At 67.7% G+C, this 20,819-nt stretch carries 26 protein-coding genes; 10 read left to right on the top strand and 16 right to left on the bottom strand.

All coding sequences use genetic code 11. The features are described from left to right. Positions 1 to 119: 119 nt before the first annotated feature. From CPZ00_RS01815 to cofD, 5 genes are all read right to left on the bottom strand, one after another. Positions 120 to 317 carry a 30S ribosomal protein S17e gene (locus tag CPZ00_RS01815; RefSeq protein WP_021074229.1) on the bottom strand — a complete coding sequence of 66 codons (198 nt, stop codon included), beginning with the start codon at positions 315 to 317 and terminating at the stop codon, positions 120 to 122. Between the two features lie 201 nt (positions 318 to 518). Further along, entirely contained in the window at positions 519 to 1,265 is a 747-nt protein-coding gene (locus tag CPZ00_RS01810) for a DUF447 domain-containing protein (RefSeq protein WP_096389126.1), read from the bottom strand. Continuing rightward, positions 1,262 to 2,131, bottom strand: a complete 870-nt coding sequence (locus tag CPZ00_RS01805) for a triphosphoribosyl-dephospho-CoA synthase (protein ID WP_096391557.1) — start codon at positions 2,129 to 2,131, stop codon at positions 1,262 to 1,264. Before CPZ00_RS01805 ends, CPZ00_RS01810 begins: the two co-directional genes overlap by 4 nt. Before the next feature lie 77 nt (positions 2,132 to 2,208). Continuing rightward, on the bottom strand, positions 2,209 to 3,105 hold the full coding sequence (locus tag CPZ00_RS01800; RefSeq protein ID WP_157744276.1) for a tRNA-dihydrouridine synthase: 897 nt from the start codon (positions 3,103 to 3,105) through the stop codon (positions 2,209 to 2,211). A 62-nt stretch (positions 3,106 to 3,167) separates the two neighbouring features. Next, positions 3,168 to 4,160 (bottom strand): 2-phospho-L-lactate transferase, encoded by a 993-nt coding sequence (gene cofD, locus CPZ00_RS01795; protein WP_096389124.1) that lies wholly within the window; start codon positions 4,158 to 4,160, stop codon positions 3,168 to 3,170. Between the two features lie 140 nt (positions 4,161 to 4,300). Between cofD and CPZ00_RS01790 the strand changes: the two genes are divergently transcribed. Then, positions 4,301 to 5,317: a biotin--[acetyl-CoA-carboxylase] ligase gene (locus tag CPZ00_RS01790; RefSeq protein WP_096389122.1), complete on the top strand. Its 1,017-nt coding sequence runs from the start codon at positions 4,301 to 4,303 to the stop codon at positions 5,315 to 5,317. A gap of 45 nt (positions 5,318 to 5,362) precedes the next feature. On the opposite strand, the gene CPZ00_RS01785 is transcribed toward CPZ00_RS01790, so the two are convergent. From CPZ00_RS01785 to CPZ00_RS01765, 4 genes are all read right to left on the bottom strand, one after another. Further along, on the bottom strand, positions 5,363 to 5,926 hold the full coding sequence (locus CPZ00_RS01785; protein ID WP_096389120.1) for a universal stress protein: 564 nt from the start codon (positions 5,924 to 5,926) through the stop codon (positions 5,363 to 5,365). A 90-nt stretch (positions 5,927 to 6,016) separates the two neighbouring features. Further along, positions 6,017 to 6,589 carry an NADPH-dependent FMN reductase gene (locus CPZ00_RS01780; RefSeq protein ID WP_096389118.1) on the bottom strand — a complete coding sequence of 191 codons (573 nt, stop codon included), beginning with the start codon at positions 6,587 to 6,589 and terminating at the stop codon, positions 6,017 to 6,019. 327 nt (positions 6,590 to 6,916) lie between these two features. Next, entirely contained in the window at positions 6,917 to 7,606 is a 690-nt protein-coding gene (locus CPZ00_RS01770; protein WP_096389114.1) for a SprT-like domain-containing protein, read from the bottom strand. A 3-nt stretch (positions 7,607 to 7,609) separates the two neighbouring features. Next, a complete protein-coding gene (locus tag CPZ00_RS01765) occupies positions 7,610 to 8,563 on the bottom strand; it encodes an HhH-GPD family protein (protein WP_096391556.1) in 954 nt (317 codons plus the stop codon). A gap of 147 nt (positions 8,564 to 8,710) precedes the next feature. Here CPZ00_RS01765 and CPZ00_RS01760 point away from each other — a divergent pair, with 147 nt between their 5' ends. Further along, positions 8,711 to 9,031, top strand: a complete 321-nt coding sequence (locus tag CPZ00_RS01760) for a hypothetical protein (protein ID WP_096391555.1) — start codon at positions 8,711 to 8,713, stop codon at positions 9,029 to 9,031. A gap of 126 nt (positions 9,032 to 9,157) precedes the next feature. Here the strand turns inward: CPZ00_RS01760 and CPZ00_RS01755 are convergent, their stop codons facing one another. Then, positions 9,158 to 9,433 carry a PadR family transcriptional regulator gene (locus CPZ00_RS01755; RefSeq protein ID WP_096389112.1) on the bottom strand — a complete coding sequence of 92 codons (276 nt, stop codon included), beginning with the start codon at positions 9,431 to 9,433 and terminating at the stop codon, positions 9,158 to 9,160. A gap of 247 nt (positions 9,434 to 9,680) precedes the next feature. Between CPZ00_RS01755 and CPZ00_RS01750 the strand changes: the two genes are divergently transcribed. Then, a complete protein-coding gene (locus CPZ00_RS01750; RefSeq protein ID WP_096389110.1) occupies positions 9,681 to 9,962 on the top strand; it encodes an amphi-Trp domain-containing protein in 282 nt (93 codons plus the stop codon). 42 nt (positions 9,963 to 10,004) lie between these two features. On the opposite strand, the gene CPZ00_RS15520 is transcribed toward CPZ00_RS01750, so the two are convergent. Continuing rightward, complete coding sequence (locus CPZ00_RS15520) at positions 10,005 to 10,151, bottom strand: hypothetical protein (protein WP_172861741.1); 147 nt, start codon at positions 10,149 to 10,151, stop codon at positions 10,005 to 10,007. A gap of 81 nt (positions 10,152 to 10,232) precedes the next feature. On the opposite strand from CPZ00_RS15520, the gene priS reads away from it, so the two are divergent. From priS to bcp, 3 genes are all read left to right on the top strand, one after another. After that, positions 10,233 to 11,396, top strand: a complete 1,164-nt coding sequence (priS, locus tag CPZ00_RS01745; RefSeq protein WP_096389108.1) for a DNA primase small subunit PriS — start codon at positions 10,233 to 10,235, stop codon at positions 11,394 to 11,396. Between the two features lie 83 nt (positions 11,397 to 11,479). Further along, on the top strand, positions 11,480 to 12,535 hold the full coding sequence (locus tag CPZ00_RS01740; RefSeq protein ID WP_096389106.1) for a DNA replication complex subunit Gins51: 1,056 nt from the start codon (positions 11,480 to 11,482) through the stop codon (positions 12,533 to 12,535). 68 nt (positions 12,536 to 12,603) lie between these two features. Continuing rightward, positions 12,604 to 13,071, top strand: a complete 468-nt coding sequence (gene bcp / locus CPZ00_RS01735) for a thioredoxin-dependent thiol peroxidase (protein WP_096389104.1) — start codon at positions 12,604 to 12,606, stop codon at positions 13,069 to 13,071. 47 nt (positions 13,072 to 13,118) lie between these two features. On the opposite strand, the gene idsA3 is transcribed toward bcp, so the two are convergent. The 4 genes from idsA3 to CPZ00_RS15220 form a co-directional block, all read right to left on the bottom strand. Further along, positions 13,119 to 14,165, bottom strand: coding sequence for a geranylfarnesyl diphosphate synthase (gene idsA3 / locus CPZ00_RS01730; protein WP_096389102.1), 1,047 nt, complete (start codon positions 14,163 to 14,165; stop codon positions 13,119 to 13,121). After that, positions 14,162 to 15,514, bottom strand: a complete 1,353-nt coding sequence (locus CPZ00_RS01725) for a ribonuclease J (protein ID WP_096389100.1) — start codon at positions 15,512 to 15,514, stop codon at positions 14,162 to 14,164. Before CPZ00_RS01725 ends, idsA3 begins: the two co-directional genes overlap by 4 nt. A gap of 310 nt (positions 15,515 to 15,824) precedes the next feature. After that, the gene (locus tag CPZ00_RS01720) at positions 15,825 to 16,889 is read right to left on the bottom strand and encodes a YeiH family protein (protein WP_096389098.1); all 1,065 of its coding nucleotides are present in this window, start codon (positions 16,887 to 16,889) and stop codon (positions 15,825 to 15,827) included. Between the two features lie 2 nt (positions 16,890 to 16,891). After that, on the bottom strand, positions 16,892 to 17,068 hold the full coding sequence (locus tag CPZ00_RS15220; protein ID WP_157744155.1) for a hypothetical protein: 177 nt from the start codon (positions 17,066 to 17,068) through the stop codon (positions 16,892 to 16,894). Positions 17,069 to 17,521: 453 nt separating this feature from the next. On the opposite strand from CPZ00_RS15220, the gene tnpA reads away from it, so the two are divergent. The 4 genes from tnpA to CPZ00_RS01700 all read left to right on the top strand — a co-directional run bounded on the left by tnpA (position 17,522) and on the right by CPZ00_RS01700 (position 19,684). Continuing rightward, on the top strand, positions 17,522 to 17,926 hold the full coding sequence (tnpA, locus tag CPZ00_RS01715; RefSeq protein ID WP_006652001.1) for an IS200/IS605-like element ISHmu6 family transposase: 405 nt from the start codon (positions 17,522 to 17,524) through the stop codon (positions 17,924 to 17,926). Positions 17,927 to 17,932: 6 nt separating this feature from the next. Beyond that, on the top strand, positions 17,933 to 19,177 hold the full coding sequence (locus CPZ00_RS01710; RefSeq protein ID WP_096389096.1) for an RNA-guided endonuclease InsQ/TnpB family protein: 1,245 nt from the start codon (positions 17,933 to 17,935) through the stop codon (positions 19,175 to 19,177). A gap of 97 nt (positions 19,178 to 19,274) precedes the next feature. After that, on the top strand, positions 19,275 to 19,511 hold the full coding sequence (locus tag CPZ00_RS01705) for an LSM domain-containing protein (protein WP_096389094.1): 237 nt from the start codon (positions 19,275 to 19,277) through the stop codon (positions 19,509 to 19,511). Continuing rightward, positions 19,508 to 19,684 (top strand): 50S ribosomal protein L37e, encoded by a 177-nt coding sequence (locus tag CPZ00_RS01700; protein ID WP_021074254.1) that lies wholly within the window; start codon positions 19,508 to 19,510, stop codon positions 19,682 to 19,684. Before CPZ00_RS01705 ends, CPZ00_RS01700 begins: the two co-directional genes overlap by 4 nt. A gap of 154 nt (positions 19,685 to 19,838) precedes the next feature. On the opposite strand, the gene CPZ00_RS01695 is transcribed toward CPZ00_RS01700, so the two are convergent. Beyond that, positions 19,839 to 20,624 (bottom strand): alpha/beta fold hydrolase, encoded by a 786-nt coding sequence (locus CPZ00_RS01695; protein WP_096389091.1) that lies wholly within the window; start codon positions 20,622 to 20,624, stop codon positions 19,839 to 19,841. Positions 20,625 to 20,819 lie beyond the last annotated feature (195 nt).

Below are 20,819 nucleotides of genomic sequence, written 5' to 3'. Positions count from 1 at the left end.
AGATGGCCGCGGCTTCGGGGATAAACCCTCGGCGAAAACGCGCCGCGATCGGCCGGCGGGCGGTCGGAGAACGGTCCGGGACGGAACGTCCCGTCGGACGAGTGTGAGAGGGCCGACGGTCAGGCCGCGGAGGCGGCCGACTGGGCCTTCTTTCGCGTGACGTAGCCGGCGATCCGGTTCCGGACGCCCTTGGACTCGACCGTCGTGAGCGCCTCGACGCTCTCCTTGTTCGTCTCGAAGTCCGTGTTGAACGAGTCGGGATACTCCTGGATGAGGACGTTCCCCAGCTGCTTGATGTACTTGGGTTTGATGGCCATACCGCCGGTACCGGCGGCGCGAACTAAAAGGGTTCGTTCCGCCTCGAGCCCCGCGTACGTCCGCAGGACGCCGAACAGCGCCGATCGTGCGGGCTCCGTATCGGCCACCAGCGTGTGGCCCATTCCAACCGGTTACTACAGATCCCGCCACCTCGTCACCGCCGATCCCGCCACCTCGTCACCGCCGATCCCGCCACCTCGTCACCGCAGATCCCGCCAGCCCGTCGCGTCATCGATCCGCTCGAACGCGGTCCGTTCCCGCGGCCCGCCACAGCGCTCGACGGTATCGGCGAAGTACTGCAGCCGGTCGAGCAGTTCGTCATCGTCGAACCCCTCGACGCCGAGGCGCGAGGCAGCGACGGTCGCGTCGATGACCGCGCCGAACCCCCGGTTCGTCCGGGGGACCCGCTCCTCGAGGATCCGTCCCGCGACCGGTTCGAGTTCCCACGTGTGGATCTCGGTGCCGGCCTCGACGACGCGGTCGACGCGCGTGAACTCGACCTCGACGTACGCGTCCGCGTTCGCCAGCAGGGGGTCCGACTGCTCGTCGATCGTCAGCGCCGCGTCGACGAACTCCCGCGGGTCGCTCGTGAACTGGATCACGCCGTGACCGGTGCGCTCGACGTTCCGTCGGGTCCGCGTTCGGCCGTAGGTTCGTGCGGTCGGAGCCGCTTCCGCGTCGTCCGTCCCGGCGACGAACGCGTCCCGATCCGGAGCGTGAACGCCAAGCGCGGCCAGATTCCACATCCCGTCGGGACCACGCGTCGCCACAACGGTCTCGGTCACCCCGTCGAGATCGACCGGCCAGCCGTTTCCCGTCCCGCGGGGAAGGACGCGCGTTCGCTCGTCGTCGGGATCGAACCGGTCAGGGTCGACCAATCGGCGGTCCGATGGGTCAGCGTCGGCGTTCGCGCCCCCGTGATCGCTGCCGTCTCCGGACCGGGTCACACGGACAGCCCCCGTTCGAGCGCGACGAAGAGGCCGGCCGCGACCGCGTCGGCGGTCGTTCCGGGGTTGATCCCTTCCTCGACGAGCGCGTCCGCGAGCGCCTCCGCGGCCTCGAGATCGCCACGAACGGCGGCGGCGCGGTCGGAGACCTCCCGCGCGACCGACGGGCCGTGGGCGGTCGCCACGAGGGTATCCGGTCGGTCGGCAAGCAGACCGATGAACGCCCTGGCGGCGCGATCGCCGACCGGTCCCGTATCGGTTCGTATCGACTCGGCGACCGCGAACGTTCGCTCGAAGCCGGTCGTCCACTCGACCGCGTTCCAGTCGGGGATCCGGTCGTCCGCCTCCGTCTCGACCGAGAGTGCCAGCACGTCCGCGAGCGCCAGATCGCGATCCCTGAGGGCGGGTGCCGCGGCGGCCCCGCGGCGAACGTCGAGGGCGTCGAGATCCGCCGGCGGATCGGGGACCGCGACGTCGACGTGTTCGAAGGCGCGATAGAAGTCGACCGCGTCCGCGACGGTCGTCTCGGCGGCGATGCGCTCGAGGCCGTCGGGAGTGAGCGATCCTCGAGCCGCAGCCGAGACGAGCGGAACGAGCAGGAGCAGGCAGCCGAACTGCGTGTTTCCGCCCGACTGGCGGCTCATTCCGGCGACCGCGCGTTCGAACGCGCTCCCGACGCGGGCGCCGCGCTCGGCGCGACGAAACCCGTCACCGGCCCCGATCGCGCCCGCGAGGAAGTGTTCGAATCGGAGGTCCTCGAGGTCGCGCGCCCGATCGACGTTGCCGGGCTTGGGCGTTCCGGCGACCTCCAGCAACAGCGCCAACTGCGCGTTCGCGGCGGACGTCCGGGACGCGTCGCTCCGGATCGCGGTTCGGACGCGGTCGCTGGGTCGGCTCGGTGCATCGCTCGAAGCCGGGCGTCGGTCCTCGGATTCGTCCCCAGTCACGGCGATGCATCCTCCGGTTTCGATCGCGTGTCGGCCCCCGATCCGACCCCGGTTTCGCCCTCCGTCCCGGTCTCGCTTCCGCTTCCGGTTTGACGGTCGGGGTCGGATCCGGGTTCCGAAACGAACTCGGCCGCCGCGCGGGCGACGCGCTCGAGGACGGCCGGCTCGTCGCTCGGGCGACCGACGCTCACCGCGTCGGCCCCGTACGCGGCGTACTCCCGGACGCTCTCGCGCCCACGAACCTCGTTGTTCGCGATCACGAACAGGTCGGTCGCGGTCGCGACGTCGGCCACGGCGCGTTCGGTATCCATCGCATCCAGGTGGAGGATGCGGGCGCCTGCATCCTCGACCGACCGGGCGAGGGTCGGCAGGTCAACGCCGGGAACCTCGGCTCGAGCCTTCACGCTCACCGTTGCGCCAGCGTCCGCAGCCGCCGCGACGTACTCCGAGAGCCGGTCCGAGTCGGCAAGCAGCGACTCGCCGCAGCCGACCGCACACAGTTCCGGTTGGCGGCAGTGCGCGTTTACCTCGAGGATCGCGCCGTGGGCCGCACAGACGCCCGCGACGCGCTCGATCGGGGCGGCCGTCGTGCTCCGGACGTTGACGGCCGGTCGAAGCGGCGCGTCCGCGAGCGCCTCCAACTGGGCGTCGACGAACGCGATCGGGTCCGACGGGAGGAACTCCTCGCGACCGCGGTCGACGAGGTCGCGCGCGGCCGCCCGGCTGGCCGGATCGATCGCGATCCCACCGAGGACGGCACAGCCGACGTGCGGGGCCGCGGCGCGGGCCCACGACGCGTCGGACCGACCGCTGAGGCTCGCGGCCGCCACCGGCGGGTCGAAGGGAACGCGTTCGCCGCGTTCCGGAGCCGTCTCGCTACGGTCCGGATCCATCTCGTCACGGTCCGGATCCATCTCACCGTGTTCCTCGTGAGCCATCCATTTCACCCCATCGTTCATCGAACCGTCTCGAGCGCGGATCGACAGGCGAGAGCCACGCGCTCGGCGTCGTCGCCGTTCTCGATGCGAGTATCGGTTCGAACGACCTCGCGGTCGAGGTCGGTTTCGTCGGCATCGTCCAGGACGAACACGTCGGCGAACGGATACGCCGCCGCCACGCCGGCGGTGCCGGGCTCGTAGCCGACGCCGTCCATCAGCTCCGCGGCCGGCCCCGAGAAGACCTCGTCCTCGACGAACGGCGAAACGGCGACGACCGGGGTCCCCTGCAACGCGGCCTCGACGCCCGACAGCGCGAGCATCGGGCCGATGCTCGTCACGGGATTCGACGGTCCGATCACGACCGGCTCCGAGAGGGCGTCCGTGACCGCCTGCGTCGGCGTTGCCCGGTCAGCTCCACGGAACTCGACGTCCTCCACGGTCGGCGCCGCACGACGGGCGACCCAGTATTCCTGGAAGTGGAGCGGCCCCGCGTCGGTGTGGACGATCGTGGCGACCGGATCGTCCGACATCGGAACGAGATCGACGGACAGGTCGAACGCGTCCGCGAGCGTTCGCGTGACGTCGGTCAGCGACCGTCCCTCGTCGAGCAGGCTCGTTCGCGTGATGTGGACGGCGCGATCGCGGTCGCCGATCTCGAGGAACTCGGCGACGCCGGAGAACCGTCGCCAGTTCGCGATCCGCCGACCGGCGGTCTGGGCCTCATCGGGGAGGTATCGCGGTCCCGTCTCGAGGCCGGCGGCGGACGCGAGCCGGTCGAGCTCGTCGTGCGTCGCGGTGGTGTCGCCGTGGATCCCCCACCACGTCTCGCGGTCGAGGACGTCACCGCCCCAGAAGAGCACGGTGTCGACGTCCGGGCAGACGAGATGGCCGCCGATCTCGACGTCGTCGCCGGTGTTGCCGACGACCGTGATCGATCCCGGCTCCCAGACGCGGGTCGCTCCCTGCAGCAGCTTCGGCGTACCCGTGCCCCCGGCGAGAAACGTGACCATACGGGTCGGTCGGTCGGGGACGGCTTGTATGCTCCGTCCTGGAAGCGGTCGGTCCGGATCGCAACGGATGACGTCCTCGGGCGACGCCCTGGGACGGCGGACGGCGGAACCACTATCTCGCCGCGTCGATCAGGGACCGTATGGACACTCGTCGCGCGCTGTTAGACGCGCTCGAATCGGGACCCGTCTCCGGCCCCGAACTCGCCGAGCGGCTCGGCGTCTCCCGGGCGGCGGTCTGGAAGCACGTCGAGGCGCTCCGGGACAGCGGGTTCGAGATCGAGAGCGGGGACCAGGGGTACGCGGTGACCGACACGCCGACGTACGGAGCGGCCGCGATCCGGTACGGATCGACCGCTCCCTACGAGATCGAGTTCCACGAGGCGATCGGGTCGACCAACGATCGGGCTCGCGAACTCGCCGAGGCGGGACGAACCGACGTCGCGGTGATCGCCGACGAGCAGACCGGCGGCCGCGGCCGACTCGACAGGGACTGGTCGTCGCCGTCCGGCGGAATCTACGCCTCCGTGGTGATACGCCCCGATCTGCCGCCGGCCCACGCGCCGATCGTCACGCTCGCGGCCGCGGTCGCGGCGGCCGACGCCTGTCGAGAAGCCTGCGTCGATGCCCGGATCAAATGGCCCAACGACGTCCTCGTTCCCGATCCGGACGCCGACCGGGACGAGGACGATCGGACCGACCGGAGCGGGAACGATCGGACCGACCGGGACGAGGACGATCGGACCGACCGGGGCGGCGCCAAACTCGCCGGGATCCTCACCGAGATGCGCGGGGAGGCCGACCGCGTCTCGTGGATCGTCGTCGGGATCGGCGTGAACGCGAACGTCGACGTCGCGTCCCTACCACCGGGCGCCACGAGCCTCCGCGCAGCGGTCGGCGAGGACGTCGACCGGCGACACGTGGCGCAGACGCTGCTCGAGCGGTTCCACGAACTGACGAGCGAACCGGACTCCGTGCTCGCGGAGTGGCGCGAACGGGCGATCACGATCGGCCGGTCGGTCCGGGTCGAAACGGCGAGCGGAACCGTCGAGGGGGTCGCGGTCGACGTCGAATTCCCCGGCGCGCTCGTCCTCGAGACCGACGACGGGACCGAGACCGTGCTCTCAGGGGACTGTGAGCACCTTCGCCCGGTCGAGTGACCGGTCGGGTGTCGGGGGTCGTCCCCACCCTCGGCGTGGTCGGGTTCAGCCGCTTCCCGAGGCCTCCGAGCCGGACGGACCGTCGGCAGAGTTCGCGTCCGCGTCGGTCGTCTCGGGCGACTCGGCTGCACCCGTCGTGCCGGCTGCGTCGGCCGCCTCCGACCCTCCCGTCTCGCCGAGACGCACCGTGAGCACCGGTACCGACGAGCCCCGGACGACCTTTTCGGCGACGCTTCCCAGCAGCAGCCGGTCGATCCCGCCGCGCCCGTGGGTTCCCATCACGATGACGTCACAACCCTCCCCCTCGGCGTAATCGATGATCTCCCGGCTCGGCGATCCCTCGACGATCGCCGTCTCGACGGGCACGTCGTAGTCGGCCGCTATCGATCGGACCTCCTCGACCGCCGACTCGGCGTCGGACCGCAACAGTTCGTCGACGCCCTCCCAGGACGACTCCATCGGAAGCCCGGCGTAACTCGAGACGTTGATCACGTACAGCGTATGGACGCTGGCGCCGTGGATCGTCGCCAACTGAAGCGCGTGCTCGACGGCCCGGTCCCCTTCCGGCGATCCGTCGGTCGGGACCAGGATCCGATCGTAGAGTGCCATGGGAGTTCATCACAACATACTGAACACGGAGTGATAACTGTTTGCACGTTTTGCCGGTTCTTGGCGCCCCCCGTTCCCGGGTCGAGCCGCTCACGCGCCCTTGTTCTGGTCGCTCTCGAAGGTCGACGGCTCCGGCTCGATCGACCGGTAGGCGACGACCCGGTCCCCGAGCGTCGCGACGCGATCGCGGAGGTCACGATCGGTGAACTCCCCGTCGTCGATTGCGGAGTTGCCCCGCGGGACGGCGGCCTGATACGGGAGCACCCACGCGTTGAGTGCGCGGCAGACCGACCGCAGATGGTCGAGCGCCGTGATCGGGAACGAGCCGCCGGCGACGGCCACCAATCCGACGGTGACTCCCTCGAACTCCTCGAACCCGCAGTGGTCGAGGGCGTTCTTCAGCACGCCCGAACAGGAGCCGTGGTACATCGGCGTCCCCAGGATGACCGCATCGGCATCACGGATGGCGGCGCGGAACGCGGCGCCGTCGCCCTGGTCGTCGAGGTCGGGATTCAACGGCGGAAGGTCGTACTCGCGGAGGTCGAGCAGTTCCGTCGTCGCACCGGCCGTACTGGACCCTTCGAGAGCGACCCGAACCGCGATGCGGGTTCGACTCCGCGATCGAAGGCTTCCCACGATGCCGACCACGTGTGGATCGTTCATACCGTTCCCCTGGTCGGAGCACACAAAAATTCGGGGGCCGGCGGACCGTCTCCGAACCGATCGGTGCCTCGGATACGCCGGCGATCCGACCGGACGTTTATCCCGGATGCCGACGCAGCGACCCCGTGACCTGACCGCTGCTCGCGACGGTCGAGCGCGGGTGTTCGGCGCTCCGTCGCGAGAGGACCTCCCGATCCCACCGACCCGGTTTCGCGCCGACTGCTCGCCATTCCTCATCGACGCCACGCGTCGACCGGTACCGCTGCTGTCCGGTACCCGCCCGGTACTCGCCCGTCGCGGACGCGGTGGATCGCCATCGACTCCCGATCACCCGTCCGTGTCGGCGTCGTCCGCTCGAACGACCCGGTACCGGCCGCCACACTCCCCGCATCGGTAGCGATCGGGTTCCCTGACCAGCTTCGATCGTCGATAGCGGGCGAGCTCCGCGCCGCAATCGGTACAGCGGACCCACCACGTCGGGTCGACGAACCTGTCGCAGCGAACGTGCGTCGCGAGCGTCCCCGCCAGGCGCTGAAAGGCCGATCCGTGGCTCGGGTCGTCGCGTTCGTTCAGCAGATGGACGTGGATGAGTTCGTGTCGGATGGTCGCCGCCGTCGCCCGCCAGCCGCGGTTGCGGAACTGCAACCAGGCGAGGACGACCGCCTTCGGATCGCCGTCTCGATGGCGTACCGCCCCGGCGCGCCGTTTCGCGCGTCGACTGACTTCCCACTCGAGGGCGCTCACGGAGACGGTCAGCGCGTGCGTCTCGACCACGGCTCGCGCGTAGACACGTGCGGCCGCGAGAAACTCCGCCGGCGTCGCGTCCGTCCCGACCCGGTACGTCTCGACGGCCACCCGAGGACCGTCTCGGTCGCTCCCCTCGCTCCCGTCGTGAGTTCCGGTCCCGGCGTTGCCGTCACTCCCGACTCGGATGTTGCCGTCACCCTCGACTCGGGTGTTGCCGTCGGTTCCGTCCTCGGCATCGTCGTCTCCGCTCGAGTCCGACGTTCGCGCCATTCCTCACTCCCGGAGTCGAACGAGGGTCCGCTCCGCACGCTCACGAACCTCGACGATCCCGTCGTCGGACAGATCCGCCAGGAGGCCGCGGAGCCAGTCACGTCCGTGCTCGCCATCGGGCGTGTAGTCGACCCGGATCCGATGGCCGAGCGCATCCAGCTCCATCTCCTCGTGGTCGCCGAGCAGTCGGACGATCCGGCCCCGGAACTGGCGACGACTTCCTTCGAAACTCGGCTGCGTCGGGACGTCGGGTGCCGTGAAGTCGCCGGTCTCGTAGGCGCTGCACCACTCCCGCCACGGACAGCCCGCCTCGTCACACCGCGGCGTCGTCCCGCAAGCCACCCCGCCGAGCTCCATCATCGCGTTGTTCCACACCCGGGAGCGTCCCTCGGGCAACAGCGCCGAAGCGACGTCCTCGAACGCGTCGTCCGAATCGGGAACGTCGAAGGCGCGGTACAGCACGCGTTCCACGTTCGTATCGACGACGGCGTCGCCGGCGTTGAACGCGAAGGAGGCGACCGCGTTGGCGGTGTAGGGACCCACGCCCATCAGCTCCTGGAGCTCCTGCGGCGTCCGTGGGAACTCACCGTCGTACTCCTCGCGAACCTGCCGTGCGGCCTCGTGGAGGTATTTCGCGCGGTTGTTGTAGCCGAGCGAGTGGCTCGACCAGAACCCAACCACGTCGCTTCTGTCGGCCGCGGCCAGATCGGCGGCCGTCGGCCACTCCTCGAGGAACGCCTCGAAGGCCGGTCGGACCCGGTCGAGCTGGGTCTGCTGGCTCATCACCTCCGAGACGAGGATCGCGTAGGGGTCCTCGGTCTTCCGCCACGGAAACTCGCGATGGTCGGCCTCGTACCACTCGATGAGCGCCGACCGAACGTCCTCGAGGTTCGCGGGAAGATCGACGTCAGCCGGGAGCGTGTGATCCTCGACCCCGCCGGAACGGCCGGCCGTCATGGCGTCGTCCCCGGAACTCGTCATACGCGCCGTTGTGTCCACGGGTGCTTATGAATGCTGGTCGATCGACCGTCGCCGGGCGACGCCGACGCGTGCGATCCGCCCCGATCCGAAAGCGGTTTCGGAGCCGGGGCGCTGCGGAAAGCCATGACGCTCGAGGACCTGACGACCGACGTCGAGGAGACGTACGGCGAACTCGGCGAGTCGATCGACGTCGAGCTCGACCGGGAGACGCGGACCGAACTGGCGATGTTGCTCGCGGCGACCGGCGCCGACGCCGACGAGCTGGTCCGGCGAGGGATCCACGCGCTGTTCCGCACGACGGTCGACACCGGCGACCTCGACTTCCAGCTGCGGAACGGATACGACGTCTCCTACGACGAGTATCTGATGGGGATGTCGGTCGACGAGATGACCGGCGAGTCCCAATATCCCCAGCGGGACGACGAGCGTCGCTATCGAATGTGACCGTCTTCGATGACGTCGCCTCGCGGATGGTGCTGCCTATAAAAACGAGTGTCACGCTTGACTGGGCGAACGCGCCGGACGATCGGGTCGAATAGGCCGGTCGGGGTTCGCCCCGCGAATCCGCCGTTAGACCTCGACGTACTGTGCTTCCCACTCCTGACGGGCGTCGATCTCCCGCTGGCCGCGGCGCGTGAGCGTGTAGTAGTTCGTTCGGCGATCGCGTTGGCCCTTCTCGACGAGTCCCTTCTCGACGAGCGTATCGAGGTTCGGGTAGAGACGGCCGTGGTGGATCTCCTTCTCGTAGTAGTCCTCGAGCTCCTCCTTGATCGCGAGTCCGTGCGGCTCGTCGAGCCCAGCGATCACGTACAGCAGGTCCCGCTGGAATCCTGTCAGATCGTACATCTATGAATTCGGTTTAACATTATATCTTTATATCTGATAAATATATCGGATCGGCGATCGATATCCGGAGAGAATCCCAGTAAATCGGCGTTTGGATGATGTCCGAAACACCAGCTTCGTGACTACTCCGGTCGTCAGAAGACATATATAATGACACTCGAACGGCACGAACTGCGACCGCGGTCGTTCCGATGGTGGCGGCGGAAGACGGTGCTACTTTTTATAGTGCCGCCGCCGGAGACGTGGTATGCCCGAAGAGACGATCTTCGCGACGGAATCCGTCGAATCGCGTGAATCGATCGCGACGTCCCTCAGGACGGTCGCCGACAAGCTCGAGGCCGGCGAGCCGGTCACGCTCGCCGCCGGCGAGGAGTCCGTGTCGCTGTCGGTGCCGCCGCGGGCGACCTTCGGGGTGCAGGTCGAACGCGAAACCGGGAGCGGGACCGAGGAGCGGAGCGTCGAGTTCGAGATCGAGTGGGACGTCGGCGCGGACGCGGACGGAACGGAGACGTCGCTGTCGATCGAGTGACCTCGCCGGCAGGACGGGAACGTCGCTGGTCGGCCGTCCGAGTTAGATGTGTTCTTCCTCGAGGACCCACCCGAGCGCCCGTTTGTAGTAGGTGAACATCTCCTTGACGCCCTCGTGACGCATCTCCTCGTCCTCGAGGTGCTCCGTCAGGAACTCGTACTGCTCGCGGATCTCGTCTTCCTCGCGCATACGGGATCGCTCCGTCGGCAAGCGACATAGGTCCGGCGAACGGAACGACTTTACGCCGACCGGTGTTACCGACCGAGAGCGATGGACGACCGCACGCGCGAGTACCTCCGCGGCCGGTTCGGCGACTACTATCGTGACACGTCGTTGTCGCCGCCTCCCGGAGCGAACGAGCGCGAGTGGGGCCACATCCCGTGGACGCCGGGAAGCGGCACGACGATGGTGCGCCACCAGTCGCTGCTGGACCTGGGGAACCTCGAGGCGTTCTTCCGGGAGACGGCGCCGAGACACGCCTACTTCTCCGCGGCGCGCTACGACGATCCGGGCGCCTCGACGATGGGAAGCAAGGGCTGGCGCCGGGCGGATCTGGTCTTCGATCTCGACGCCGACCACCTGCCGTCGATCGACCCCGAATCGGCGACGTACGCCGAGATGCTGGCGGCCTGCAAGGACGCGCTCGAGCGGCTGCTCACGTTCCTCGAGGACGACTTCGGGTTCGAGGACCTCCAGATCGTCTTCTCCGGCGGTCGCGGCTATCACGTCCACGTCCGCGATGAGGCCGTCCTCGAACTGGACAGCGAGGCACGACGCGAGATCGTCGACTACATCCGCGCGATCGACCTCGACGTCGACGGGCTGATCCGAACCGAGCAGGAGCGGGGGACGACCAAGCGCGTCCTCCGGACCGAGGGCGGCTGGGGACGGCGCGTCCACGAGGCACTCCTGGAGTACGCGGACGACCTCCGGGGGATGGACGAGGACGCCGCGCTGGATCGGCTCCAGGAGCTCGACGGCATCGGCGAGGGACGGGCGAAGACGATCCTCGGCGCGTTTCACCGGAACCCCGACGCGGTTCGGGAGGGGAATCTGGAGGCGGGCGGCCCCGGCGTTCGCCGGCTCGTGTCGGCGCTGTGTGCACGGGTGACCGCCGAACGGACGGCCCCGGTCGACGAGCCGGTGACGACGGACACGCACCGACTCATCCGCGTTCCGGGAACGCTTCACGGCGGCAGCGGGCTCGAGGTGTGTCGGATCCCGCGAGCGGACCTCGACGCCTTCGATCCGCTGGTCGATGCCGTCCCGGACCGGTTCACCGACCGCACGATCGAGATCACCAGCCCGGAGCCGACGACGGTAGAGTTAAACGGTGAGGCCGTAATGGTGGAGCCGGGAACGAACACGGTCCCCGAGTGCGTCGGCGTGTTCCTGATGGCGCGCGGCGACGCCAGCAAGGCCCCGGAACGATGATCTCGAGCGGACCGTGACGTCGCTGCTGGACGAGTACCTTCGTCCCCCTGACGACACGCATCCACGATGAACCCGCATACACGATGAATCTGGACGAGCTCAGATCGGTGCAGGCCAAGGAACGCCGAAAGGACAGCCTGCAGCATCTCCGCGACGCGTTCTACGAGGACGTGGCGTCCTACATCGCCGACCTCCGCGCCGCGCGCGATCGGCGGGCCGAGCGCGTGGAGAACCCCTTCTCGGACGACGACGTGCGCCGGATGTCCGACGAGGTCGAGACGGCCGAGGAGGTCGCCGAGGCACTGTACGAGCGCCGGGTCGGAAAGGTCGTCAAGCTCGCCTCCTTCGCCGCGGCCGATATGCCGGTCGAGCGCGAGGGGATGACGACCCAGGAGCGCGAGCTGTTCGAGGACCTGGTGACCCGCATCGAGGCCAACAAGTCCTCGGTGCTCGACGTCCTCACGGGCGCGGAGACCGTCACCGAGGCGGCGCCGAGCGCGTCGGAACTGACGAACGCCGCGTCGGCCGCCACCGCCGACGTTCCGGCGGACGCCGATGTCACGGCGGACGCCGACGCGTCCGCGACCCGACCCGGAACGGAACGGGAAGAGGACGCCGACCGCCCGGTCCCGCCGGAGGATCCACCGGCGCCGGCGAACGGCGACGCGGACGTCGAGACGACCGACCACGCGACCGAAACCGCCGTCGAGTCCGCCCCCGGTACGGACGACGGCGGAGCGCTCGCCGAGGCGATGGGCGTCGATTCGACCACGTCGACCGCCGCGAGCGTCCAGACCGATCCCGTGACGGAAGCCGGTCACGGCACCGGGGACCGTACGACCGAGGGCCGCACCGAGACCGGCACCGACGACGCCGTCGACGCCGTCGGCGACGGCGCCGCGAAGGGTCGCGGGGACGGTGCTTCGGAGGGCCGCAGCCACGACGAGACTGCCGTGGACGATCGCAGCCACGACGGGGTCGATCTCGACCGCACCGTCGTTCGTATCACCCGGGACGTCGGGGAGATCCTCGGGGTCGACGAACGGGAGTACGACCTCGAGAGCGAGGACGTGGTGACGCTGCCGGCCGCCAACGCCGACCCGCTGCTGAAGCGTGACGCGGCCGAACGGATCGAATAGCGTCCACCCAACCGGCTCCGTCGAACCCCGACCGGCGGACTTTTTGTCGCCGGCCGGCGAGAGCGGGTATGCTCGATCCCGGCACCGACGCCCCGTCGTTCTCGCTGCCGAACCAGCACGGCGAAACGGTCTCGCTCGAGTCGATCGACGCCGACTACACCGTCGTCTATTTTTATCCCCGGGCGGACACCCCGGGGTGTACGACCGAGGCCTGCGGGTTCCGCGACGCGTGGGACCGGTTCGCCGCGGCTGACGTCGCGGTCGTCGGGATCAGCGACGACCCGGTCGACGACCTCGCGGACTTCGCCGACAAGTACGATCTGCCGTTTCACCTCCTGTCGGATACGGATGGATCGGTGGCCGGCGCCTACGACTCCTACGGCGAGAAGAACGTGTTCGGCAACGTCGTCGACGGCGTCTTCCGGAACACCTACGTCGTCGATGCGGCGGGCGAGATCGTCCTCGCCTACGAGGGCGTCGACCCCGAGGACCACGCCGAGGCGATCCTCGCGGACGTCGCGGACGAACGCGCATAACGCGGACGCACATAGGAACGACGGACGCGTGGGCGTCGGCCGCCGCGTCAGTACCCGCGCGTGATCAGGTAATCGGCCAGCTCGGCGAGCGTCTCACGGGCCTCGTTGTCCGGCAGCACCTCGAGGTGCCGTTTCGACCGCTCGGTGAGCTCCTCGGCCTTCCCGCGTGCGTACTCGATCGATCCGGCATCCTCGAGCGTCGAGACGGCGTCGTCGATCGCCGGCTCGGTCACCTCCGCCGGCGTCGCCGCGTCGACGAGGTCGTCGACGGCGACGCCCTGCTGGCGTGCGTGGAGCGTGATGAGCGTCTCCTTCTCCTCGACGAGATCGGAGCCGCGCTGTTTACCCAGCTCCTCGGAGGGGACGGTCAGATCGAGCACGTCGTCCTGGATCTGGAAGGCGCTGCCCGAATCGATCCCGTATCGATACAGCGCGTCGACGACCTCGTCGTCGGCGCCCAGCAGGACCGCCGGGGTCGCGGCGGCGGCGCCGTAGAGGACGGCGGTCTTCAGCTCGACCATCTCGAGGTACTCGTCGGGCAGCACCTCGCCGCGTGACTCGAAGGCAACGTCGAGCGCCTGGCCCTCACAGATCTTCGTGCATGTGGACGCGAGCAGCCGCATCGCCTCAAGCCCGTCGGCCGGGTCGGCCCCGGCGTCGGCCATCATCTCGAAGGCCTTCGAGTAGAGGGTATCACCCGCGAGGATCGCCGTCGACGTGTCGTAGGCCTCGTGAACCGCGGGGACGCCCCGCCGGAGGTCGTCCTCGTCCATGATGTCGTCGTGTATCAGCGTGAACGACTGGATGACCTCGATCGACACCGCCGCCCGTAGCAGGTCGATGGTCGATCCCGTCACCGTCGGGAACGACCGGTAGTCGACGGAGCCGGGGGCGACGTCGGCGATCGCCTCGCCGGCGAGGAGGACGACCGTCGGGCGGAGCCGCTTGCCGCCGGCCTCGAGGATGTACCGGGCCGCCTCGTAGAGCCGCTCTGGCTCCGCCAGCGGGAGCTCCTCGTCGATCGCGGCGTTGACGAGCTTGCGCCGCTGTCGAACCGCGTCCAGAACCCGTGCCTCCGTCGCGTCGTTCGTCATTCGACCAGCTGGAAGACGTTTCCGTTCTCCGTGACGTGGAGGTCACGATCGAGCGTGTATCCCTGCGAACGGCACAGGTCGACGTACGGTGCGAGTCCCTCCAGGTTCTGGTGGGCCGGGACGACGTGTTGGGGCTGGAGCGCGTCCAGCATCGTGTAGTGGCCCTCCTCGCGCAGGTGGCCCGAGACGTGGATGTCGTCGTAGATGCGGGCACCCTGCATCCGGAGGAGCTGCTCGGACTGGTAGCGCTGGCCCTCGTTGGTCGGCTCCGGGATGACCCGGGCGCTGAAGATGACCTTGTCGCCGTCGTCCAGCTCGTAGGGCGTCTCGCCGCGTCCCATCCGGGTGAGCATCGCGCGCGGCTCGCCCTGGTGGCCCGTGACGATGGGCAGGTAGTCCTCCTTGCCCTCCTTCATGATCCGCTTGAACGTTCGGTCGACCGACTTCCGGTGGCCGTACATCCCCAGATCGCCGGGGAAGTCGACGAAGTCGAGCCGTTCCGCGGTTCCGGAGTACTTCTCCATCGACCGACCGAGCAGGACGGGCTGGCGACCGATGTCGCGGGCGAACTCGACGAGGCTCGAGACCCGGGCGATGTGGGAGGAGAACGTCGTGGCGACGATCCCGCCGTCGTAATCCTCGACCGAGCGCATCACGTCCTCGAGGTGCCTGCGCGCGACCGACTCGGACGGCGTTCGGCCCTTCCGGCCGGCGTTGGTACAGTCCTCGATGTAACAGAGGACGCCGTTGTCCTCGCGGCCGATCTCGCGGAACCGGTCCATATCGATCGGGTCGCCGATGACCGGCGAGTGGTCCATCCGCTTGTCGAGCCCGTAGACGATCGCGCCCTCGGGGGTGTGCAGGACCGGGTTGATCGCGTCGATGACCGAGTGGGTGACGTTGACGAACTCGAGCTCGACCTGCTCGGAGTCGCCGATCGCCATCGTGCCGCCCGCGTTCATCTTTACCAGGTCGTTGTCGACCTGGAACTTGCCCTCGTCCTGGATCTGCTGGCGGACGAGCTCGATCGTGAAGGGAGTGGCGACGATCGGCGCGTCGTACCGGTGGGCGAGCTTGGGGATCGCGGCGATGTGGTCGAGGTGGCCGTGCGTCGGCACGATGGCCTGCACGTCGCCCTCGAGTTCGGACATCACGCGGTCGTCCGGAATGGCGCCCATGTCGATCAGGTCGAGGCTGTGCATCTTCTCGGTCTCCACGTTGTCGTGGATCAGGACCTTACTCAGGTTCAGGCCCATGTCGAAGATGACGATGTCCTCGCCCGCCCGGACCGCCGTCATCTGTCGACCGACCTCTTCGTATCCGCCGATTGTTGCGATTTCGATTTCCATAGTCGTGTTCCCAGAGCATCCAAAGCCGCGTTCGAACGGCGATACTGCTCACTGAAACCCGCATCTGGGGCCAAAGCCCCGGCGTCTTACAGCACGTCGGCGAGGGCCCCGCTTCGGTCGAGCCGACGTCGGCCCACCGTGTCCCGCGGGATGATGGTATCTACGGGTACACGGGCCCCTCTTAAAAACTGTGTGGGTTGGTGCGCACACCGACCGTCCGGCGAGCGTGGGGCCGCTCCCGGATCGTCGTCGAAACGGATGCGAATCGCCATCCGGAGGGACCGTCGTCGAAACGGATGCGACCCGTCATCTAGAGGACCGCCATCGAGACGACGAGCGTCGTCGAGCTGACGACGAGGAGCGCGAGGAGGACCACGACGACCGGCGCGATCCCCGCCTCGCGGAACTCCCGAACGTTCATCCGCATTCCCAGGCCGGCGAACGCGACGAGGAAGAGCCAGCTCGAGGCGTTCCCGATCGCGGTCCGCTGTGCCGGCGTGAACGCGCCCAGCGCCGACAGCACGACCAGGAGGAGAAATCCGAGCAGGAAGACGGGGACTCCCTCGCGAAGCTGCCGGAGCCGAGCGTAAAGCGCGGCGCGCCCGTCACCGCCGCCGTTTGCGTCACGGCCGCCGTCCACCTCGTCCGCGTCATCCACCTCGCGGGCGTAATACATCGCGTATCCGACGGCGACGACCCCGATGAGCGCGTTGCGCGCGAGCTTGACGAGAACCGCCCACTCGCCGGCGACGGGCGAATACGCGAACCCGGCAGCGGTGACGGGACCGGTGCTGAACATCGTCGTCCCGGCCCAGACCCCGAAGACGACGTCCGACAGACCGAGCGCCCGCCCCACGGTCGGATACGCCACGAGGGTGACCGCATCGAACAGGAGAACGGTTGCGGTGGCATAGGCGACCTGTCCACGGTCGGGGTCGATCGCGCCGGCAACGGCCGCGACGGCGGAGACGCCGCAGATCCCCGACCCCGCGGCCAGCAGCGATCCGGCTTTCTCGTCGATCCCGACCACCCATCGCGAGACGATCTCCACGAGGAGGACGGTGGCCGATACGGCACCGAGTACGATGGCGAGAACCCGCCCGCCGGCGTCGATGATCCGGCCGACGGCGACGGTGGCCCCCAACAGGACGATCCCAGTCTCGAGCCAGAGGCCGTGCGTGTCGACGCCCGGGGCTGCCCAGTCGGGCACCCCGATCGTGTTCGCGAGGAGTGCGCCGATCGCGATGGCGACGAGGAGGTGGCTTCCGATCGGGACGACCGTGGTGACCGCGCGGGCAGACAGCCCGACCAACACGAGAACGGCGATCCCTGGAAGCACACGCCACGCCGGCGAACGGTGCCGCAACCCGGCCATCCTCACCACGGGATCGGAAGGTCAAGCCCGGCGATGGCGCCCACGAGAAGGACGGCCACGCAGATCGCCTGCCAACCGCGGTCGAGCCGCCGCCAGCCACGGTTGAGCCGCCGCCAGCCACGGTCGAGCCGCCGCCATTGGCACAGAGCCCGTTCGATTGCCGATCCCCGATCCGTCATCAACTTCGGCTATCCGGGTCGGCGGGTAAAGTCTGCTGATCCGTGATGGCTCGTCATCGATGGCGGAGGTATCGTCCGCTATCGGTGACGACTTCGCGTGAACGGCGACTCTCGAGGAGGTGACGGCGTTCGGTTCGGACGACGTTCGGTTCGGTTTGGATGGTATTCGGTTCGGACGACGTTCGGTTCGAAGGCGACGGTCGACGTCAGCGCGTCGGCCGTTTTAGCTGAAAGTAGGCGCTAAGCCCCCTTCCTCAGCGAGCGCCGACCGAGGGGGAGGCGCGAGCAGGGAGGGGATACAGCGTTCACAAGAGCGCAGCTCTTGTGCGCGAACGAGACGCAAAGCGTCTCGTCAACGCCGCACGGTTCTCATACACGCTACGGTTGCAGGCCCACAGGCCCACGCCATCGCAACGGTTTTGCAGTAGGGTGGTATAATATTGATCGAACCCAATGGAGTATGACCTCGACTCGGGTGCGCACTCAACGTATTCCCTCCACTACCACCTGATACTCACCACCAAGTATCGGCGTGGAGTGCTAACCGAGGAACGAACCCAATTCATTCACGAGGTCATCAGCGGGTTCACGGACAACTACGGTGTCGAACTGACGAACCTCGACGGCGAGGACGACCACGTTCACATCCTGTTCCGAGCGAAACCCACCACGGACCTCGTGAAGTTCATCAATACGGTCAAGGGCGCGACCGCCCGCCGTATCCGCAACGAGTACGCGGACGAACTGAAGACCGAACTGTGGGGTGACTCGTTCTGGAACGATTCGTACTGCCTCATCTCGACGGGGCAGGTGTCGCTGGACGTGCTGAAACAGTACGTCGAAAACCAACGCGAGTAGAGAGCTATGTACTACGCCTACAAGTACTGTCTCAAGCCGTCCGACGCCCACCGCGAGGAGTTGGACCGCCACCGCGATATTTGTCGGCAACTGTACAACCACACGCTCTACCGCCTCAACGAGTACCAAGACGAACACGGCGAACTACCGTCCATGACCACCCTAAGGTCGGAACTCCCCGATCTCAAGAAGTGGTGGGACGACCTTTCGGACGTGTACTCGAAGGTTCTCCAAACCGTCGTGGAACGTTTGTTCGACAATCTCGAAGGACTCTCCGCACTCAAGGAGAACGGCTACGGCGTCGGTCACCTCACGTGGAAGCCGCCACGGGAGTTCCGTAGTTTCACGTACAGTCAGTCTGGCTTCAAGCTCGACAAGAAGGGCGGTCAGGCTGTGCTGTCACTCTCGAAACTCGCGGACATCCCGATCCGACTCCACCGCGCCATCCCCGAGGACGCCACCCTCAAACAGGTCACGCTCAAGAAGGAACCGACGGGCGAGTGGTTCGCCACCTTCGGCGTCGAAATGGATCGTGAACCACCCGAACCACCAGAGAACCCCGAGAAGTGTGTCGGTATCGATGTGGGGATTCTCACGTACGCCCACGACACCGACGGCACGGCAGTCGGGTCGCTCGACCTTTCCGACGAACGGGAACGGCTGGACCGTGAGCAACGGAAACTCTCGCGGAAGGAACACGGTTCGAACAACTACGAGAAGCAACGTCGTCGAGTCGCGGAGTGTCACGCCGACATCCGACGCAAGCGCCGCGACTTCTTGCACAAGCTCTCGAACTACTACGCTCGGGAGTACGACCTCGTGGCGGTCGAAGACCTGAACGTAAAGGGAATGCTGGAGTCGCCGTCGAACAGCCGCAACACCGCGTCTTCCGCGTGGGGGACGTTCCTCTCGTTCCTCGAATACAAGTGTGAGCGTGAGGGGACGCACTTCGTGGCGGTCAACCCGGGAGGAACGACCAAAGAGTGTGCGGCGTGTGGCGTCTCGACGGAGAAGCCGTTGTGGGTTCGTGAACACTCCTGTCCCGCCTGCGGGTTTGAGGCGGACAGGGACGCGAACGCGGCGTGGAACATCCTTTCTCGCGGCCTCAGAGACGTAGGAGTGGGACACTCCGAAGGAACGCCTGTGGAGACTGCGCTCCCTACGGACACCAATTCGGTGTCTGCAAAGCGCGTCATCGAAGCAGGAAGCCCTCCCCTCAACGAGCGAACGGCGTCAGCCGTGAGCGAGTAGGGTAGGGTAGTTCACCCGGAGACGGTCGTGAGAACGCGTCTCGCGGAACATCCCCATCCCGGTATGTTTAATAGTCCGACGGGAGGCGATCGGAAGTATGAGTGGCCGACCCCTCGACGTGCTGGAGTCATCGCTGAACGAGGCCGTGACCGTCCACCTCAAGGACGGAACCACGTATTACGGCCTGCTCGCCGGCTACGACCAGCACATGAACCTGGTCATCGACCCCGAGGAGGCCGCCGACGATCGCGTCGAGGGCGACGCCGAGTTCGCCGTCGCGGTCGAAGACACAACGATTATACGCGGCGATAACGTCGTCACCATCAAAGCATGACCGGCGCCGGAACGCCCTCCCAGGGGAAAAAGAACAAGACGGTTCACGTGAAGTGCCGCCGCTGTGGCGAGAAGTCCTACCACCTCAAGAAGGAACGCTGCTCGTCGTGCGGCTTCGGCAAGTCCGCCAAGCGCCGCGAGTACGCCTGGCAGTCGAAGTCCGGCGACAACTGACCACGCCCGGGGACGCCGATCCGCACCGACTACGGTCGGTTCGATCGGCGCGACGGGGCGATCCGAGACGACGATCCTTTCTCGGTTCCGCATTCACCACACCGCCAGTCTCGACGTTCCCGGTCACTCGACCCTGCCCGCAGCCACGGACGTCTCACGCGTTCGCGACCCTGCCGAGAAACTCGCGCAGAAGGGCGTTGAACGCCTCGGGCTGCTCGATCATCGCGAGGTGTGCGGCGTCCTCGATGACGGCCCGCTCGCAGCTCGGGATCTCGCTCGCGAGGAATTCGTGGTACCGCGGGGGCGTCAGCCGGTCGTGTTCGCCGGCGACCGCCAGCGTGGGAACGTCGATCGTCGAGACGCGGTCACGGACGTCGAACCGGTGACACGTGAGGAAGTCGCGTTCGACGACCGCCCGGCCGGTCCGCCGCATCGCGTCCATCGAGAGCTCGGCGTACTCCGCCGGCGCGTCGTGAAAGACCCGGTCCGGGCCGTGGAGGAACTCGATCGCTCGCTCGAAGTCGTCGGCGAGCCACTCACGGAGATCCTGTAGGACCGCGAGCTTCGCCCCGGTTCCCTGCAGCACGAGTCCCTCGAGCCGGGCCGCGTAGTCGCGTTCGAGCGCGACCCACTGGACGACGGCGCCGCCCAGGGAGTTCCCACAGAGCACCGTCGCGCCCGTCTCCTCGGCGACGGCGACCACGTCGTCGGCATAGGCGGCGAGCGCTTCCGGCCCGGGCTCGGCGTCGACGTCGTCGCTCTCGCCGTGGCCGGACAGGTCCATCGAGACCACGGGTGCCGCATCCCGGAGCCGCGCCTGCGCCTTCCAGATCGCGTGGGTGCCGCCGCTGCCGTGAACGAACAGGATCCCCGGCCCCTCGCCGTCGCCCTCGGAGACGCGGTACGCGGTCCGGCGGCCGTGGTGTGTGACGTACTCCATACTACCGCGTTTCGCACGCGGTGACAAAAACGGTCGTGTCGGATCATCGCTCATCGACAGTCGTGTCGGATCGCCAATCATCGTGAGGCACCTCGCCGACACGCATCTCCTCGACCCGAATCAGACAACCGAACCGCAATCACACTCTCGATCTAATACCCGGAGCCCTCCTGCGATAAATCGGCGACAAGTTTA

It is taken from the genome of Halopenitus persicus, from assembly GCF_002355635.1.
Classification (GTDB): domain Archaea; phylum Halobacteriota; class Halobacteria; order Halobacteriales; family Haloferacaceae; genus Halopenitus; species Halopenitus persicus_A.
The sequence above is the reverse complement of the archived record's forward strand: the minus strand, read 5'-3'. Positions and strand labels throughout refer to the sequence as shown.